The 15,148-nt window shown below is 40.0% G+C and carries 16 protein-coding genes and 1 riboswitch; of the genes, 14 read left to right on the plus strand and 2 right to left on the minus strand.

The genetic code is table 11. The annotated features are described in order from the left end of the window. The first annotated feature begins 146 nt into the window (after positions 1 to 146). A complete protein-coding gene (locus ACVRZ8_RS02850) occupies positions 147 to 872 on the plus strand; it encodes a pseudouridine synthase (RefSeq protein ID WP_447447827.1) in 726 nt (241 codons plus the stop codon). Continuing rightward, complete coding sequence (gene yidD / locus ACVRZ8_RS02855) at positions 869 to 1,120, plus strand: membrane protein insertion efficiency factor YidD (RefSeq protein WP_447447828.1); 252 nt, start codon at positions 869 to 871, stop codon at positions 1,118 to 1,120. The genes ACVRZ8_RS02850 and yidD overlap by 4 nt, the downstream gene beginning before the upstream one ends. A gap of 46 nt (positions 1,121 to 1,166) precedes the next feature. Here yidD and ACVRZ8_RS02860 read toward each other — a convergent pair whose 3' ends face one another. Both ACVRZ8_RS02860 and trkA read right to left on the minus strand, forming a co-directional pair. Further along, complete coding sequence (locus ACVRZ8_RS02860; RefSeq protein WP_447447829.1) at positions 1,167 to 2,609, minus strand: TrkH family potassium uptake protein; 1,443 nt, start codon at positions 2,607 to 2,609, stop codon at positions 1,167 to 1,169. 6 nt (positions 2,610 to 2,615) lie between these two features. After that, on the minus strand, positions 2,616 to 3,965 hold the full coding sequence (trkA, locus tag ACVRZ8_RS02865) for a Trk system potassium transporter TrkA (RefSeq protein WP_447447830.1): 1,350 nt from the start codon (positions 3,963 to 3,965) through the stop codon (positions 2,616 to 2,618). 160 nt (positions 3,966 to 4,125) lie between these two features. Between trkA and ACVRZ8_RS02870 the strand changes: the two genes are divergently transcribed. From ACVRZ8_RS02870 to ACVRZ8_RS02925, 12 genes are all read left to right on the plus strand, one after another. Further along, a complete protein-coding gene (locus tag ACVRZ8_RS02870) occupies positions 4,126 to 4,437 on the plus strand; it encodes an Imm59 family immunity protein (protein WP_447447831.1) in 312 nt (103 codons plus the stop codon). 205 nt (positions 4,438 to 4,642) lie between these two features. Continuing rightward, positions 4,643 to 5,152, plus strand: coding sequence for a tRNA (cytidine(34)-2'-O)-methyltransferase (locus tag ACVRZ8_RS02875; protein ID WP_447447832.1), 510 nt, complete (start codon positions 4,643 to 4,645; stop codon positions 5,150 to 5,152). Positions 5,153 to 5,292: 140 nt separating this feature from the next. Then, positions 5,293 to 5,471: riboswitch (FMN riboswitch) on the plus strand. A 79-nt stretch (positions 5,472 to 5,550) separates the two neighbouring features. Next, the gene (locus ACVRZ8_RS02880) at positions 5,551 to 6,108 is read left to right on the plus strand and encodes an ECF transporter S component (RefSeq protein ID WP_447447833.1); all 558 of its coding nucleotides are present in this window, start codon (positions 5,551 to 5,553) and stop codon (positions 6,106 to 6,108) included. Then, positions 6,108 to 6,758, plus strand: a complete 651-nt coding sequence (locus tag ACVRZ8_RS02885) for a phosphatase PAP2 family protein (protein ID WP_447447834.1) — start codon at positions 6,108 to 6,110, stop codon at positions 6,756 to 6,758. The genes ACVRZ8_RS02880 and ACVRZ8_RS02885 overlap by 1 nt, the downstream gene beginning before the upstream one ends. Before the next feature lie 154 nt (positions 6,759 to 6,912). Beyond that, positions 6,913 to 7,167 carry a DUF3923 family protein gene (locus ACVRZ8_RS02890; RefSeq protein WP_447447835.1) on the plus strand — a complete coding sequence of 85 codons (255 nt, stop codon included), beginning with the start codon at positions 6,913 to 6,915 and terminating at the stop codon, positions 7,165 to 7,167. A gap of 51 nt (positions 7,168 to 7,218) precedes the next feature. Continuing rightward, positions 7,219 to 8,550 (plus strand): bifunctional metallophosphatase/5'-nucleotidase, encoded by a 1,332-nt coding sequence (locus ACVRZ8_RS02895; RefSeq protein WP_447447836.1) that lies wholly within the window; start codon positions 7,219 to 7,221, stop codon positions 8,548 to 8,550. Between the two features lie 29 nt (positions 8,551 to 8,579). Next, a complete protein-coding gene (locus tag ACVRZ8_RS02900) occupies positions 8,580 to 9,263 on the plus strand; it encodes a YutD family protein (RefSeq protein WP_447447837.1) in 684 nt (227 codons plus the stop codon). A gap of 3 nt (positions 9,264 to 9,266) precedes the next feature. Next, a complete protein-coding gene (gene rlmN / locus ACVRZ8_RS02905; protein ID WP_447447839.1) occupies positions 9,267 to 10,421 on the plus strand; it encodes a dual-specificity RNA methyltransferase RlmN in 1,155 nt (384 codons plus the stop codon). Beyond that, positions 10,408 to 10,956 carry a VanZ family protein gene (locus ACVRZ8_RS02910; RefSeq protein WP_447447840.1) on the plus strand — a complete coding sequence of 183 codons (549 nt, stop codon included), beginning with the start codon at positions 10,408 to 10,410 and terminating at the stop codon, positions 10,954 to 10,956. Before rlmN ends, ACVRZ8_RS02910 begins: the two co-directional genes overlap by 14 nt. A 126-nt stretch (positions 10,957 to 11,082) precedes the next feature. Then, positions 11,083 to 12,828 carry an ABC transporter ATP-binding protein gene (locus ACVRZ8_RS02915; protein WP_447447841.1) on the plus strand — a complete coding sequence of 582 codons (1,746 nt, stop codon included), beginning with the start codon at positions 11,083 to 11,085 and terminating at the stop codon, positions 12,826 to 12,828. Next, positions 12,818 to 14,563 carry an ABC transporter ATP-binding protein gene (locus ACVRZ8_RS02920; RefSeq protein ID WP_447447939.1) on the plus strand — a complete coding sequence of 582 codons (1,746 nt, stop codon included), beginning with the start codon at positions 12,818 to 12,820 and terminating at the stop codon, positions 14,561 to 14,563. The genes ACVRZ8_RS02915 and ACVRZ8_RS02920 overlap by 11 nt, the downstream gene beginning before the upstream one ends. A gap of 395 nt (positions 14,564 to 14,958) precedes the next feature. After that, positions 14,959 to 15,090, plus strand: coding sequence for a hypothetical protein (locus ACVRZ8_RS02925; protein WP_447447842.1), 132 nt, complete (start codon positions 14,959 to 14,961; stop codon positions 15,088 to 15,090). Positions 15,091 to 15,148: the final 58 nt, after the last annotated feature.

Raw genomic sequence — 15,148 nt, forward strand, 5'->3', positions numbered from 1 at the left:
TTAAAAATGAGATATTAATAAAAGTACAGACCTGAGTCTGAGGAAAGGAAAAAGAGGAACTTTGATTTAAAATCAAAGGAAAAGCATAAGATGCGTATCATCTTTGAAACATTAATTGCTTTTCAGATACTTTCTCTATCATATTTATGCGTATTAATAAATACATTGCCCATGCAGGCATAGCTAGTCGCCGTAAGGCTGAAGAATTGATTAAAGAGGGGTGCGTGACCCTTAATGGTCAGACGGTAAAAGAATTAGCCACTAAGGTAAAAAACGGAGATATTGTTGAAGTTAACGGCAGTCCCATTTACAATGAAGAAAAGGTCTACTACCTGCTCAATAAACCGCGGGGAGTGATTTCGAGTGTATCTGATGAAAAGGGACGCAGAACCGTTCTTGATTTGATGCCAGAGATCAAAGAGAGGATTTATCCAGTGGGGCGCCTTGATTGGGATACCACAGGACTTCTTATTTTAACTAATGACGGCGACTTTACAGATAAAATGATTCATCCGCGAAATGAGATTGATAAGGTTTATTTGGCGCGTGTAAAAGGCATTGCAACTAAGGAAAATTTGCGTCCGCTGACACGCGGTGTCGTCATTGAGGGCAGAAAAACCAAGCCTGCGCATTATAAGATTCTCAAAGTTGATACAGAAAAAAACCGTTCTGTGGTTGAATTAACCATTCATGAAGGGCGTAATCATCAAGTAAAGAAAATGTTTGAATCAGTTGGTCTGTTGGTTGATAAGCTGTCGCGAACGCGTTTTGGTTCCTTGGATTTAACAGGTCTTCGTCCGGGTCAGTCGCGCCGCCTCAACAAAAAGGAGATCAGTCAGCTGCATAATTTGGCTGTCAACAAGACAAAATGATAAAGAAAATATTAATTGCTCCAGTACGTTTTTATCAGCGTTATATTTCTCCTATAACACCGCCTTCTTGCCGTTTTAATCCAACTTGCTCCAACTATATGATTCAAGCTATTGAGAAGCACGGGATAAAAGGCCTCTTGATGGGTATTGCCCGTATCTTACGCTGCCATCCCTTTTCTAAACCTGGAGATGACCCTGTTCCAGATTATTTTAGTTTAAGACGAAATAACCAGCTCCACAAGAAGTAGAGCTGGTTATTCTATAATGTTGGTTAGTTATTCACTTAATCTTCAATTAGTATTTAGACCATGTTCTAGGCAGGAAGAACAGGAGCATAGGGTAAATTTCCAGACGCCCTGCAATCATTGCAAAGCTCATCACCAATTTGGATAAAGGATTAAAAATAGCGAAGGTATCTGTTGTTCCAAGCATTGGTCCGATATTATTAAAAGTAGAGGCCGACGCTGAGATGACAACCAATAGATTTTGAGGCTTATCTAAAGACAAGACCCCAACCAAGGTCAATATAATAAGAACATAAACGCTTAGGTATTTAAGAATGCCATGCTGAGTTTGTTTATCAATAGGTTCGTGATTAATATGAAGAGACAAAATCTGATTAGGGTAGAGAGTGGATAACGTTTGATTGCGGGCAATTTTAGCCATAACTAGGGCACGAATAACCTTAAAACCGCCAGCGGTGGAGCCTGCTGAACCGCCAATGAACATCAATATTAGTAAAACGTACTGAGAAAAGAGCGGCCATCTAGTAATATCTGTCAGCCCAAATCCGGTAGTTGTGATAACTGTTGAAACCTCAAAGAACGAATATTTGAACGCTTCGGCTAGATTGCCATAAAGCGATAGGATGTTGATAATAATCAGCCCAGTTGCTACAGCGACAATTCCGAAGTAAGTACGTAGTTCCTCATCCTTAAAGAAGGATTTTACCTTTCCAAGGAGAATAAAGAAATAAAGATTGAAATTGACCCCAAACAGTAATGTTCCGATAGAGACGACATAAGCGATAAGGTCACTATGATAATGAGCGATAGAATCATTGTAGACAGCGAAGCCACCGGTACCAGCGCCTCCCATAGCAACCACTAAACTGTCAAAGAAAGGCATACCGCAAATCCAAAGGATAAGAGCAAAAGTGGCGAACATGACCAGATAGATAATGTATAGAATCTGGGCTGTATTTTTAAGTTTAGCCACAATCTTGCCGAAGACAGGACCGGGAACTTCGGCGCGCATGACTTCGTGGTGGCCATTACTGTTATTGTTCATAATAGCAAGGGCAAAAACCAATACCCCCATCCCACCGATTAGGTGGGCAAAGCTGCGCCAAAAAAGAAGTGAGTGGGAAAGCACACTAACGTCAGGCAAAATAGTAGCTCCTGTTGTTGTAAAGCCTGAACTCATTTCAAAGAAAGAATCAATAACAGATGGAATTTGCCCTGCAAAGACAAAAGGAAGACCGCCAAAGAAGGACCAGAGCACCCAGCAAAGGGCCACAATTAGCATTCCTTCTTTAGTATAAATATGATAATTTTTGGGTTTAAAAGCTGTCCCTATTCCTCCAAGGAAAATTAAGATTCCCATGGTAGCCAAAATGGCAATGAAAACCCGACTGGATTCGTGGTAAATCAGAGCAACTGTCAAAGGAACCAGTAAGAGAGCTGCTTCAATCAAGAGGAGTTTTGAGACGAGGTAGCGGACCATAGAACGATTCATAAAAACTTACCTCTTTAACAAGTCATAGACATGACTGATATTTTGCGCTAAAGTAATGACAATCATTTTATCTCCTACTTGAAGGGTATCCTCGCCTGTTGGGAAAATTGCTTTTCCCTTACGAATAATAGCAGCAATCAAAACATTTTGGCGCAACTCAAGACTAGATAGCGTTTGTCCAGCCATCTTATTATTTTCCTTGATTTCAAATTGCAGAGCCTCAACACGTCCATTGGCAACATGGTGCAAGGCTTCAAGGTTGGAATCCTGAGCGTTGAAACGGCCGCGCACAAAGTGCATAATGGTATCTACTGCGATATTTTTAGGAGTGACAATGCTTGAAAATTCTTTATCGTCAATAATTTCTAAAAGACTGGTACGGTTAACCTTGGTGATATTTTTTTGTATGCCGTGACTCTCTAAATACATAGAGGTGATGATATTTTCTTCATCAACTCCTGTTAGGGTTGCAACAGCATCGTAGTCGAACGCTCGCTCTTCCATAAGGACATTTTTAGCTGTTCCATCTCCTAAAACAACGGGAACATCTGGGAATTCATTGGCAAAAAGCTGCGCACGTTCCTGATTTACTTCGATAATTTTTACTTTGATGTGAGTATTTTTCATCGTATGAAGCAGATAATAGGAGATCTTACCAGCTCCGACAATCATCAGAGTCTTAATGGCTTTAGCCTTAATGTAATTGTGGAAGAGCAGCATTTCAACACGGCTGCCAGTCACATAAATTTTATCTCCTGTTTGAATAATGGTTTCGCCATCAGGAATAAAAACCTGCCCCTGCCGCTCAATAACACAGATAAGTAAATTACCAAAAGTCTTTCTGAAATTCTCCAGATTAATACCAGACATCTGGCTTTTATCTGTTACTTTAAAAGACATAAGAATAACACGGCTGTTAGCAAATCCTTCTACCGACAGCGCATTTGGAAATTCGACAGTATTGGCAATATAGCGGGCAGCTAAAAGCTCAGGGTTAACCACGAGAGAAAATCCTAAGAAGTTCTTATCTTTAAAATAGGTATTGGAATATTCGGGGTTGCGCACGCGCACCACAGTTTCTTTTGCCCCCATTTTTTTAGCCAAAACGGCTGAGATCATATTGACCTCATCTTTATCAGTTATGGCAATGAAAATGTCACATTCAGAAACGTCAGCCTGCTCCAAAATCTTGAAATTAGCCCCATTACCTACCAACCCGATAATATCATAACGTTTGCTGGCCTGTTTTAAGACTTCTTCTTTCTCCTCAATTAAAATCACATCATGCTTTTCTTTGACTAGAGAACGACAAAGGGCGGTGCCGACCTTTCCTGCACCAACGACAATAATTCGCATGTTTACCTCCAATATAATTAGTTCTATCATACTCTTTTTTCCCTAAAAAATCACTTTTTTCCTGATTTTTTAAAGACTTTTTCTCCTTTTGCTTCAGAATGACTATCTCCAATGTTTTGGATTTTTGTTATAATAGTTTAAAAGGCTAAAGGAGTTCGGCATGTCAGATACAAATGAATACAAAAAACAGTTACACAAGCAACTGGAAGCTAAAAACTACCTGAGTCTTCGTTTTTCTCTTTTTGAAAAAGCCAAGGAAGATTATGCAGTGGTTATTGATAGAGCTTCAAATCAGAAAGGCTTTGAAGTTTATGCTACGCAGGAAAGAACCAGTGCGGGACTCAAACATTTCTATGATGATTTTGGTGAAGCCAGCCAAAAATTTATGAGTCTTTTGGATGAAGTTGCAGCGCAAAATCGCTATTATGCTCATAGCGGTTGGGAAACAGACTACGACTCAGACCTGTGGTGAAAGCCCTCCTAAATTTTCTCAAATTTTTCTTAAAAAATCTCTTACAACTTGTTGACATTTATGGCAATCGTGTTATACTGATAGTTAAGAATTCGTTAGTTTAAACCAAACCTGTTATGATTTAAGTTAATGAGTCGCCATCAACCATGTTGCCTGCTGAGACTGACTCCGGGCAGCATGGTTATTTTTATGTTTAGGAGTTAACATGTCTTACAATCACATTGTTCTTTTTCAGCCTCAGATTCCTCAAAATACTGGGAATATTGCCCGTACCTGTGCCGCAACCAATACTCCCTTGCATATCATTCGTCCCATGGGTTTTCCCATTGATGATAAAAAAATGAAACGTGCAGGTCTTGACTACTGGGATAAGCTGGATATTTATTTTTATGATAGTCTGGAAGAGTTTATGAAAAAAGCGGACGCTGGCAGACTGCATTTAGTCAGCAAGTTTGCAGAGACAGTCTATTCAAAAGAAAATTACAATGACGGGCTGACGCATTATTTTATGTTTGGCCGTGAAGACAAAGGGCTGCCTGAAGAATTTATGAGAGCTCACCCTGAAAAAGCCATTCGTATCCCAATGAATGATGAACACGTCCGCAGCCTAAACCTCTCAAATGCAGCTTGCATGATTGTTTACGAGGCTCTGCGCCAGCAGAATTTTACAGGACTTGAACTCAGTCATACCTATGAAAATGATAAATTAAAATAAAGACACTTAGAAATGAGATAGTATCAAATTTTTCAAGTGTTTTTTGAGGGAAGCAGAGAAATAAAAATCTGAGACTATCGGCTGATAGAAAATCATAAAGTTTAAAGCCTTGTTTTCTAGGCTTTTTTATGTTAATCTATAGGTGTCTTCAGGGCAGGGTGCGATTCCCGACCGACGGTAATTCTTTGTGATCTGGTTTTCTATTCTGTGGTCAGATTAAGGGGGCTAAAAATCACAAGCTAAGTCCGTGAGCTGCAATGACAGTTGATCTAGTGAGATTCTAGAGCCGACAGTATAGTCTGGATGGGAGAAGACCGGGTTTTTTGAGTGTTGATTTTTTATAAGCACTTGATACGAAGGAACTTCTTTCAAATTGTAAAATTTGGAGGAATTTTTTTATGACAAACACACGAAAACTGACCTATATTGCAATTTTGTCAGCTATTTCATTTTTATTGCTCTTTTTGAATTTTAGGCTTCTGCCTGGGGTTGATTTCTTAAAAATCGATTTCAGTGTGATTCCAATATTGATAGCCTTGCTTATGTTTGATTTAAAAAGTGCCTATGCAGTGCTTTTGTTACGTACTGTTTTAAAATTTTTATTGAACTTTGAGGGTGTTAACACCTGGGTTGGCATGCCTATGAATGTGATAGCCTTAGGGCTTTTTGTAACGGCTTTTGCTTTATTGTGGAAGAATAAGCAAACTCTTCGAAATTATATTTTAGCTGGTATAGTCGGCACGGTAGTTTTAACGGCTGCAATGGTCATTTTGAATTTGGTTTATGCAGTGCCTTTGTATGTCACATTTGCAGGATATGATCAATCCTATCTGACTTTTGGAACTTATATCGTTCCTGCTGTTTTACCCTTTAATTTATTGGAAGGATTGATTTTAACGGTGGTCTTTTATCCTATTTATTTAGGAACAAAGACTATTATTAAAAAATACGCTTAATGAAACACAGACAGACACATTATATTCATGCTTCATTTGCTATTTTAGCTTTCATGATACTGGGCTATACCGTCAAATTTTACCCTGAGAACTTGGCGGGTATTGACAGCAGTATCCAAAATGCTGTGCGAGGAGATTTACCGAGTACTTTGACTAACTTTTTTAAGTTTGTGACCATTATTGGTAATACATCGGCACAGGCTGCTATTGCAACACTGGCGGTTTTGCTTCTTTGGCTGAAACACTATAAAAGTGAGGCGCTTTATGTGGGTGGCTCTGCTATCTTGGCAGGACTTTTAATTGTTGGTCTTAAAAATTTATACCAGCGTCCGCGGCCAGCCATTACCCATTTAGTATATGCAGGTGGTTTTTCCTTTCCAAGTGGACATTCGCTGGGGGTTTTCGTGATTTTTACGGCTCTTGCCCTTGTTATTGGTCAGCGCATCATTAACCGTAACGTGCGTTTTATGATTTATGCAGCGGCAGCGCTTTTGATTTTTTTGGTTGGCTTGTCGCGTATTTATCTCGGTGTTCACCATCCGACAGATGTTTTTGCTGGTTTTTTACTGGGATATGGTTTGACACATCTTATTTACCCAACATATGATCGCATTCGTTTTGAATGGCGTTTTCAGAGTAAGCAAAAATAGTCGTAAAAATCGTAACGAATTAATGCGATTAAAAACAGTGATGATTTCTTCGCTGTTTTTTGTTATTTAGGATTTATTGTTGTTTGCAAGTTTTCAGATTAGCTTAAGTTCTTCCTGCTAGACTACAACTAATAAAAATGATAAGGAAGTGCTCATGAATAGTGTCAAAAAACGCTTAGCGATTGGTATCAATATTGCCTGTTTATTAGCTTTTTTAGATGGGACTCTTCTCATTTATCTGCGTTCGGTTAACAGTGCAGGCCGATTTCAATCGCCAGAGGAAAAATGGCTGAGCTTTCTAATTTTAAGTTTTATCTATGCGGCTTTTTTCACTGCACAAGGGGTGTTTTACTGTATCTACAAACACCACAAGAAAAAAGCACAAAAACAAGTAACAAGGTTTGTTTAAAACAAGCCTTTTTCTTATTTAACTGTTTAAAAAAAGTGATAAAATAATGGCATGAAAGAAGCAATCCGAATTCTCCATCTTAATGATTTGCATTCGCATTTTGAACATTACCCGCAGGTCAAGGCATTTTTTGAACAAGAAAGTCAAACGAAAGCCGAAGTTATCAAACTGGATTTAGGTGACAATGTTGACAAATCCCATCCAATGACAGATGCAACATCTGGCCGTTTTAATGTTGCCTTGATGAATGAACTAGGTATTGATTATGCTACCATTGGCAATAACGAAGGAATTGGCTTGTCAAAAGCGGAGCTAAACGAGCTTTATCGGGAGGCAAATTTTACGGTTATCCTGAATAATCTTAAAGAAGGAGGGAAACAGCCAAAATGGGCACAGCCATTTTTCATCCATGAGACTAAAAAAGGCCATAAGATAGCTTTTCTGGCCTATACCCATCCTTATTATTCCACCTATGCTCCTAATGGCTGGCAGGTTTTGGAACCAATAGCAGAGCTGGTCAAAGATCTTGCACGCCCAGAAGTTGCAACAGCAGATCTTGTCATTGTCCTTAGCCACCTAGGCATCAGGTTTGATGAAAAAATAGCAGAGACTTTTTCTCAGGTTGACCTTATTATTGGAAGTCATACGCATCATTTGTTTGAAGAGGGAAAACAGGTTAATGGCGTCTATCTGGCTGCAGCGGACCGTTACGGAGAATATGCTGGCCGTATTGACTTAGAACTTGAGGATGGACTTTTACGTGCCTGTACCATTGAAGCTGTACCGACAAAAACAATGCCTATGGACAAGGAAGATGAAGATTTTATCAAAGCTATTTATGAAGAGGGATATAGACATTTGGCTAAAGAAAAGGTAGTCAATTTGGGGTGTGCACTGTCTTTTGATGAGAGTTTTGACTTGATCCTATCTGCGGTTCGTCAAGAAAGTAACTCTCAGCTGACACTTTTAAATACCGGCCTGCTTCTTAAACCTTTTGAGGCAGAGGTGACCAAGGCTGATTTGCATGCTGCTCTGCCGCATCAAATGCGTCTGATACGGCTGATAGTGACAGGGCAAGAGCTTCTGACTATTTGTCGGGAAATTTTTTCTAAAGTTCCATTTTTGCAGCATCAAAAAATTAAAGGGATGGGTTTTCGCGGTGAGACGTTTGGCTCTGTCTTATCGGGCGGTTTTGCTTACAAAAATGAAGAAATAGTGTATAATAATAAGGCTATTAGTCTGGATGAAACCTTTAGTTTGGTTCTCGTTGATCAGTATTATTTTGCTTCTTATTTTCCAGCACTTAAGGAGCATGAAGCAGAGCTGCTCTTTCCAGATTTACTCAGAGAGGCTGTCGCTCATTATCTCAAAAAGTTAGTTTAAGCTGTGCTTATTTAAAAGAAAGGAATGCCATGCGCAAAGAAATTTCGCCAGAAATGTACAATTACAATAAATTTCCGGGACCAGATTTTGTCCGTGTGGCGGATTTTCTCAAGTCAGAGGACTATCAGTTCACCATTTTGGAAGATCATAAAGAAGCTCTAGATGCCACCAGCTTTGGTCAGCGTTTTTCAGAGATTATGCTCAAATATGATTATATCGTGGGTGACTGGGCTAGTGATCAGCTGCGTCTTAAAGGCTTTTACAAGGAGGGCAAAAAAAATGTTCGCCGTTTTGAGTATATTAGCCATTTGTCGGAGTATTTGAGAGAGTATTGCTCTTTTGGATGCGCCTATTTTGTTTTGGAAAATGAAAACCCAGTTCTCATCAAATTTGAGGAGGAAAATATTCCCAAACGCAAGCGCCAGAAGCGCTCCAAAAATCGTAAAACAACTACAAACCGTGACAGGGCAGCTGATAAACAGCGCAGCTATTCTCAGCAGGAAAAAACGCAAAAGGTTAATCCAAAGCAGGCCAAAAGGGCTAAGACGAAAAGAAACCGGCCTGAAAAAGAGGGTGATAAGGGCACTGAGCAGGGCTTTAAGAAATCTCGGAAAAAGCGTGACAGCCGCCGTCAATCAGAGAGAGGTCAAGCCCAGGTGTCCAAAACTTCTTCAGCTAGCCAACATTTTACAATCAGAAAAAAAGGAAAATAAGACATGACCAAAGTCAATAGTGCAGAGAAAACAGGGCGTCGTTTGCGCCATCAAAATGAAGAACAGTCTGACTGCAAACCATCAATTTATGGTTTGACACGGGATGAATTGATTGATTGGACACTTGCGCACGGTGAGAAAAAATTCCGTGCGACGCAGATTTGGGATTGGCTCTATCGTAAGCGCGTGCAGTCTTTCGAGGAGATGACCAATATTTCCAAGGAATTTATCGCTCAGTTAAATGAAAATTTTGTCCTTAATCCGCTCAAGCAGCGGATTGTACAAGAATCAAAAGATGGCACGGTCAAGTATTTGTTTGAGCTGCCAGATGGCATGCTGATTGAGACGGTTCTTATGCGGCAGCACTACGGGTTGTCTGTCTGTGTGACGACACAGGTCGGCTGCAATATCGGCTGCACCTTCTGTGCCAGCGGATTGATTAAAAAGCAACGGGATCTCAATAATGGTGAAATCACCGCCCAAATCATGTTAGTGCAGAAGTATTTTGATGACCGCGGTGAGGGAGAACGGGTCAGTCATGTTGTGGTCATGGGAATCGGTGAGCCTTTTGACAATTATGATAATGTGCTCAAATTCTTACGAACCATTAATGATGACAATGGCTTAGCTATCGGTGCCCGTCACATCACCGTATCAACCTCTGGTTTGGCTCATAAAATTCGTGATTTTGCAAACGAAGGCGTGCAGGTAAACTTAGCCGTATCCCTTCATGCACCAAATAATGAGTTGCGCTCAAGCATCATGCGCATCAACCGCTCATTTCCGCTTGAGAAACTTTTTGATGCCATTGAGTATTATATTCAGACAACCAATCGCCGTGTGACCTTTGAATATATTATGCTTTCTGAAGTCAATGACAGTCCTGAAAATGCGCAGGAATTAGCTGATTTAACAAAAGGTATCCGTAAACTGTCTTATATCAATCTGATTCCTTATAATCCTGTTTCAGAGCATGATCAATACAGCCGTTCGTCTAAGGAGCGCGTAGATGCTTTTTACGATGTTCTTAAGAAAAACGGTGTTAACTGCGTAGTACGTCAGGAGCACGGAACGGATATTGATGCAGCTTGCGGCCAGCTGCGTTCCAATACTATGAAGCGTGATCGTCAAAGGGCAGTAGCAGATGCAGCTAAGTAAAATAAAAAGCTGGCTCTTTGGACTTGTCGGTGCAGATGCAGAGCTGACAGGTGAGGGACGCAAGTTAACTTGGTTCCTGGTCTGGCTTTACGTTCTGGCTACTATTTACATGTGCTGGACGCCGCAGCCTCCCTCTTTAGAGGGAGTGGAAACGCCAGATATTCAGTATTACGGCCGCTTGGTTGTTCTTTGGACACCTTTTAACTCTATTTTAAATTTTGGTCAGCTGGACAGCCTCAAGGAAATCTTCTGGGTAGTTGCTCAGAACGTTGTTAATGTTTTCCTGCTGTTTCCTTTGATTATGGGACTGTTAGCACTTTTTCCCAAAATGCGTTCTTGGAGGAAGGCTGTGCTGATTAGCTTGGGAATCAGTCTAATCATTGAATGCGGTCAATTACTGCTGGATCTGCTTATTAATGCCAATCGTGTCTTTGAAATTGATGATCTCTGGACCAATACCTTAGGAGGGCTTCTTGCTTATTGGTTCTATGGTTTCTTGGTAAAGATGATCAAAAAAAGAAAATCTCTCAGATGAGGGGTTTTCTTATGTCTATCAGCAAATGAAAGGAAAAACAGAAAAAGACTGAAAGTTCAAAAAAGATTTTCCTGCAAGAGAGCAGCGAAGACCTCATTTTGATCATTTGGTATTTTATATATTTGTATGACTATCATAAAAAAACTTTGGTGGTTTTTTAAATTAGAAAAACGCCGTTACCTGCTGGGTATCTTGTCTCTGAGTTTGGTTTCAGTTTTGAATCTTATTCCGCCTGCTGTAATGGGAACTGTTATTGACGCTATTACAGATGGAAATCTAACCAGACATCAGCTTTTGCTTAATCTGCTCTATCTCTTGCTGTCGGCGCTGGCCATGTATTATCTGCGCTATGTTTGGCGCATGTATATTTTGGCAACTTCTTACCGTTTGGGGCAAATTATGCGTTCACGTTTATTTGAGCATTTCACGCGCATGTCTCCGTCTTTTTATCAAAAATACAGGACAGGCGATCTCATGGCTCATGCTACTAATGATATTACCTCCCTGACACGTTTGGCTGGAGGTGGAGTTATGTCTGCGGTTGACGCTTCTATTACAGCCTTAGTAACTCTGATTACCATGTTTATCAATATTTCCTGGCAAATGACCTTGGTTGCTATTATTCCACTGCCTTTTATGGCCTTGGCAACGAGCCGTTTAGGGCGTAAGACGCATAAGGCCTTTAATCAGTCTCAAGCTGCTTTTTCTGAACTTAATAATAAAGTCCAAGAATCCGTTTCGGGTGTCAAAGTCACGAAATCCTTTGGTTATCAAGAGGCTGAGCTTCGTGCTTTTCAAGAGACTAACGATATGACTTTCCAGAAAAATATGGTTACCATGAAATATGATACGCTCTTTGATCCCATGGTTTTGCTTTTTGTCGGGGCGTCTTATGTTTTAACGCTTCTAATGGGAGCCTTTATGGTATCTGCAGGTAATATTACCGTCGGCAATTTGGTTACCTTTATTACTTATCTGGATATGCTGGTTTGGCCGCTTATGGCTATTGGTTTTCTTTTTAACATGGTGCAGCGCGGCAGTGTCTCTTACGAACGTATTGACAGCCTTTTGTCGCAAGAATCTGATATTCAAAATCCTGAAACGCCTTTGACAGATGTTCAAAATGGTGATTTGGTCTATGCTGTTGACAGCTTTTCTTTTGACAATGAAGAAACCTTATCCGATATTCATTTTACGCTTAAAAAGGGGCAGACGCTTGGTTTGGTTGGTCAAACGGGTTCTGGGAAGACTAGTCTCATCAAGCTGCTTCTGCGCGAATATGATGTCAGTCAGGGTTCTATTAAGCTTAATGGCCATAATATCAAAGATTATAGCTTGTCAGATTTGCGCAGCCTGATAGGTTATGTCCCTCAGGATCAGTTTCTTTTTGCAGCTTCTGTTTTGGAAAATATTCGCTTCGGCAATCCTGCTCTGCCATTATCAGAAGTCGAAAAAGCTGCTAAGTTAGCTCAGGTCTACGACGATATTGCGGCTATGCCTGAAGGCTTTGACACGGTTGTCGGAGAAAAAGGGGTTTCCTTATCAGGCGGTCAAAAGCAGCGGATTGCTATGAGCCGTGCTATGATTCTTGACCCTGAAATTTTGGTTTTGGATGATTCATTATCAGCAGTAGATGCAAAGACGGAATATGCTATCATTGACAATCTCAAAGAAAAACGTCAAGGCAAATCAACAATTATTACGGCTCACCGTTTGTCTGCAGTTGTTCATGCTGACTTGATTTTGGTTATGCAAAATGGGCATATTATTGAACGCGGGCGTCATGAGGACTTGCTTGCACGAGATGGCTGGTACGCTAGGACTTATGAATCGCAGCAATTGGAAATGGAGGTGGCAGCTGATGAAAAATAATACCAATCAGTGGCGGGTATTCAAGCGTCTGCTGCGCTACCTTAAGTCTTATAAAGTCTTGACTTTCTTTGCTTTAGCTTTCCTTTTATTGACAACGGTTATTAAGAGTGTTATTCCCTTAGTGGCTTCTCATTTTATCGACCATTATCTGTCCAATATTAATCAAGCGGCAGCTTTGCTCTTGATTGGCTATTATGGACTTTATGTCTTACAGACCCTTGTTCAGTATCTGGGAAATCTTCTTTTTGCACGTGTCTCTTACAGTATTGTCCGTGATATTCGCCGTGATGCTTTTGCCAATATGGAAAAACTTGGCATGTCTTATTTTGACAAGACACCGGCAGGATCAATTGTTTCTCGTATCACTAATGACACTGAGACGGTCAGTGATATGTTTTCAGGTATTTTATCCAGCTTTATCTCAGCAATCTTTGTTTTTGTTACGACTCTTTATACCATGCTGATGCTGAATATGCGTCTAACTGGCTTAGTAGCTCTCTTTTTGCCTGTGATTTTTCTTTTGATCAATCTCTATCGTAAATTGTCGGTTAAGGTCATTGAAAAAACGCGTGCGCTGCTTTCTGATATTAATGCAAAATTATCTGAAAGCATAGAGGGGATCAGTATCATTCAAGCATTTAATCAAGAGGAGCGTCTGCAGAAAGAATTTGGTGTGATTAATGAAGAGCATTTAGATTATGCCAGCCGTTCTATGGCTCTGGATTCTATTTTTCTGCGCCCAGCCATGTCATTGTTAAAGCTGCTAGCTTACGCAGTTTTGATGGCTTATTTTGGCTTTCAGGGGTCTAATATTGGCATCACTGCCGGTATCATGTATGCCTTTATCCAATATGTCAACCGTCTTTTTGATCCGCTCATTGAAGTGACTCAAAATTTCTCGACCCTGCAAACTTCTATGGTATCGGCCGGCCGTGTTTTTGATTTAATTGACGAGGCGGTTTATGAGCCTAAACAGAAAAATAGCGGTGCCAAGGTTCAGGAAGGAACGATTGCATTTAAAAACGTCTCCTTTTCCTATGATGGAAAGCATCAAATTTTGGATAATGTTTCTTTTCACGTCAAAAAAGGCGAAACCATTGCTTTTGTTGGATCAACAGGTTCTGGAAAATCATCAATCATTAATGTTTTCATGCGCTTTTATGAATTTCAATCCGGTCAGGTTCTGCTTGATGGTGTAGACATTCGTGATTATGAACAAAAAGAGCTGCGTAAGACAGTTGGTCTGGTCTTACAGGAGCCCTTCCTTTATCATGGAACAATCAAATCCAATATTGCTATGTATCAAGATTTGACAGATAATGAGATTAAGGCTGCTGCCGAATTTGTGGATGCTGACCAGTTCATTCAAAAACTGCCGGAGGGTTATGACACTCCTGTTTCTGAACGCGGTTCAGGTTTTTCGACAGGCCAGCGCCAGCTTCTGACTTTTGCTAGAACAATAGCCAGTCAGCCCAAGATTTTAATCTTAGATGAAGCGACAGCCAATATTGACTCTGAAACTGAAAGTATCGTGCAGCATTCGCTGGCTAAGATGCGTCAGGGACGGACTACAATTGCCATTGCTCACCGCTTATCCACTATTCAGGATGCCAACTGCATCTATGTGTTGGACAAGGGAAAAATTATCGAATCAGGCAGTCATGAAGACTTGCTAAACCAAAAAGGCACCTACTACAAGATGTATCGGCTTCAAGCAGGTATGATGGAAATTTAAGATCAGAAAATCCGAGCCAATAAGTCTGGCTTGGATTTTTTAGTGAGAAAGCTCTATAAAGCAGTTTTGTGCTTGCTTTTTATGTTGTTCAATTGATAAAAATCAACAAATTATTGAAAGGGATAAAGCAGATTGTTGGGTGACATTTGGGTGAAATTAAAAAAATTGGTCGCTGTTCGTTAACATTTAGGAGAAAAATTTAAAAATCAGCAAATGTTGGGCAACAGACGGATGGAAATTTTGAAAAACGGTAAATGTTAATCAACATTTAGGTGAAAAATAAAAAAAATACTAACTGTTCATCAGCATTTGCATGAAAAAAAGTGAGAAAGGCTAAATATCACGCAGTATTTAGACGAAAAATAAAAAAACGGCAACTGCTGCGCAATAATTACATGAAAAAAAGAAAAATGGCTAATCGTTGCCAACAACTAAGCCAAAATGCTAAACGCTATTGGTTGACCCCAGTTAGTTTTACCTTCATTTTAATGATAGGATTTTCAAATGCTTTTGCCATTCATTGCTAATAATTATAATGAAAAATACTGACTTTTTTATGTTATAATTTAAGTTAAGATTAAGTTT

Source organism: Streptococcus dentiloxodontae (genome assembly GCF_053206925.1).

Excerpts from the sequence above, each read along its gene's own strand:
- ACVRZ8_RS02850 (WP_447447827.1), top strand. The coding sequence starts at position 147 with ATGCGTATTAATAAATACATTGCCCATGCAGGCATAGCTAGTCGCCGT.
- yidD (WP_447447828.1), top strand. The coding sequence starts at position 869 with ATGATAAAGAAAATATTAATTGCTCCAGTACGTTTTTATCAGCGTTAT.
- ACVRZ8_RS02860 (WP_447447829.1), bottom strand. The coding sequence starts at position 2,609 with ATGAATCGTTCTATGGTCCGCTACCTCGTCTCAAAACTCCTCTTGATT.
- trkA (WP_447447830.1), bottom strand. The coding sequence starts at position 3,965 with ATGCGAATTATTGTCGTTGGTGCAGGAAAGGTCGGCACCGCCCTTTGT.
- ACVRZ8_RS02870 (WP_447447831.1), top strand. The coding sequence starts at position 4,126 with ATGTCAGATACAAATGAATACAAAAAACAGTTACACAAGCAACTGGAA.
- ACVRZ8_RS02875 (WP_447447832.1), top strand. The coding sequence starts at position 4,643 with ATGTCTTACAATCACATTGTTCTTTTTCAGCCTCAGATTCCTCAAAAT.
- ACVRZ8_RS02880 (WP_447447833.1), top strand. The coding sequence starts at position 5,551 with ATGACAAACACACGAAAACTGACCTATATTGCAATTTTGTCAGCTATT.
- ACVRZ8_RS02885 (WP_447447834.1), top strand. The coding sequence starts at position 6,108 with ATGAAACACAGACAGACACATTATATTCATGCTTCATTTGCTATTTTA.
- ACVRZ8_RS02890 (WP_447447835.1), top strand. The coding sequence starts at position 6,913 with ATGAATAGTGTCAAAAAACGCTTAGCGATTGGTATCAATATTGCCTGT.
- ACVRZ8_RS02895 (WP_447447836.1), top strand. The coding sequence starts at position 7,219 with ATGAAAGAAGCAATCCGAATTCTCCATCTTAATGATTTGCATTCGCAT.
- ACVRZ8_RS02900 (WP_447447837.1), top strand. The coding sequence starts at position 8,580 with ATGCGCAAAGAAATTTCGCCAGAAATGTACAATTACAATAAATTTCCG.
- rlmN (WP_447447839.1), top strand. The coding sequence starts at position 9,267 with ATGACCAAAGTCAATAGTGCAGAGAAAACAGGGCGTCGTTTGCGCCAT.
- ACVRZ8_RS02910 (WP_447447840.1), top strand. The coding sequence starts at position 10,408 with ATGCAGCTAAGTAAAATAAAAAGCTGGCTCTTTGGACTTGTCGGTGCA.
- ACVRZ8_RS02915 (WP_447447841.1), top strand. The coding sequence starts at position 11,083 with ATGACTATCATAAAAAAACTTTGGTGGTTTTTTAAATTAGAAAAACGC.
- ACVRZ8_RS02920 (WP_447447939.1), top strand. The coding sequence starts at position 12,818 with ATGAAAAATAATACCAATCAGTGGCGGGTATTCAAGCGTCTGCTGCGC.
- ACVRZ8_RS02925 (WP_447447842.1), top strand. The coding sequence starts at position 14,959 with ATGAAAAAAAGAAAAATGGCTAATCGTTGCCAACAACTAAGCCAAAAT.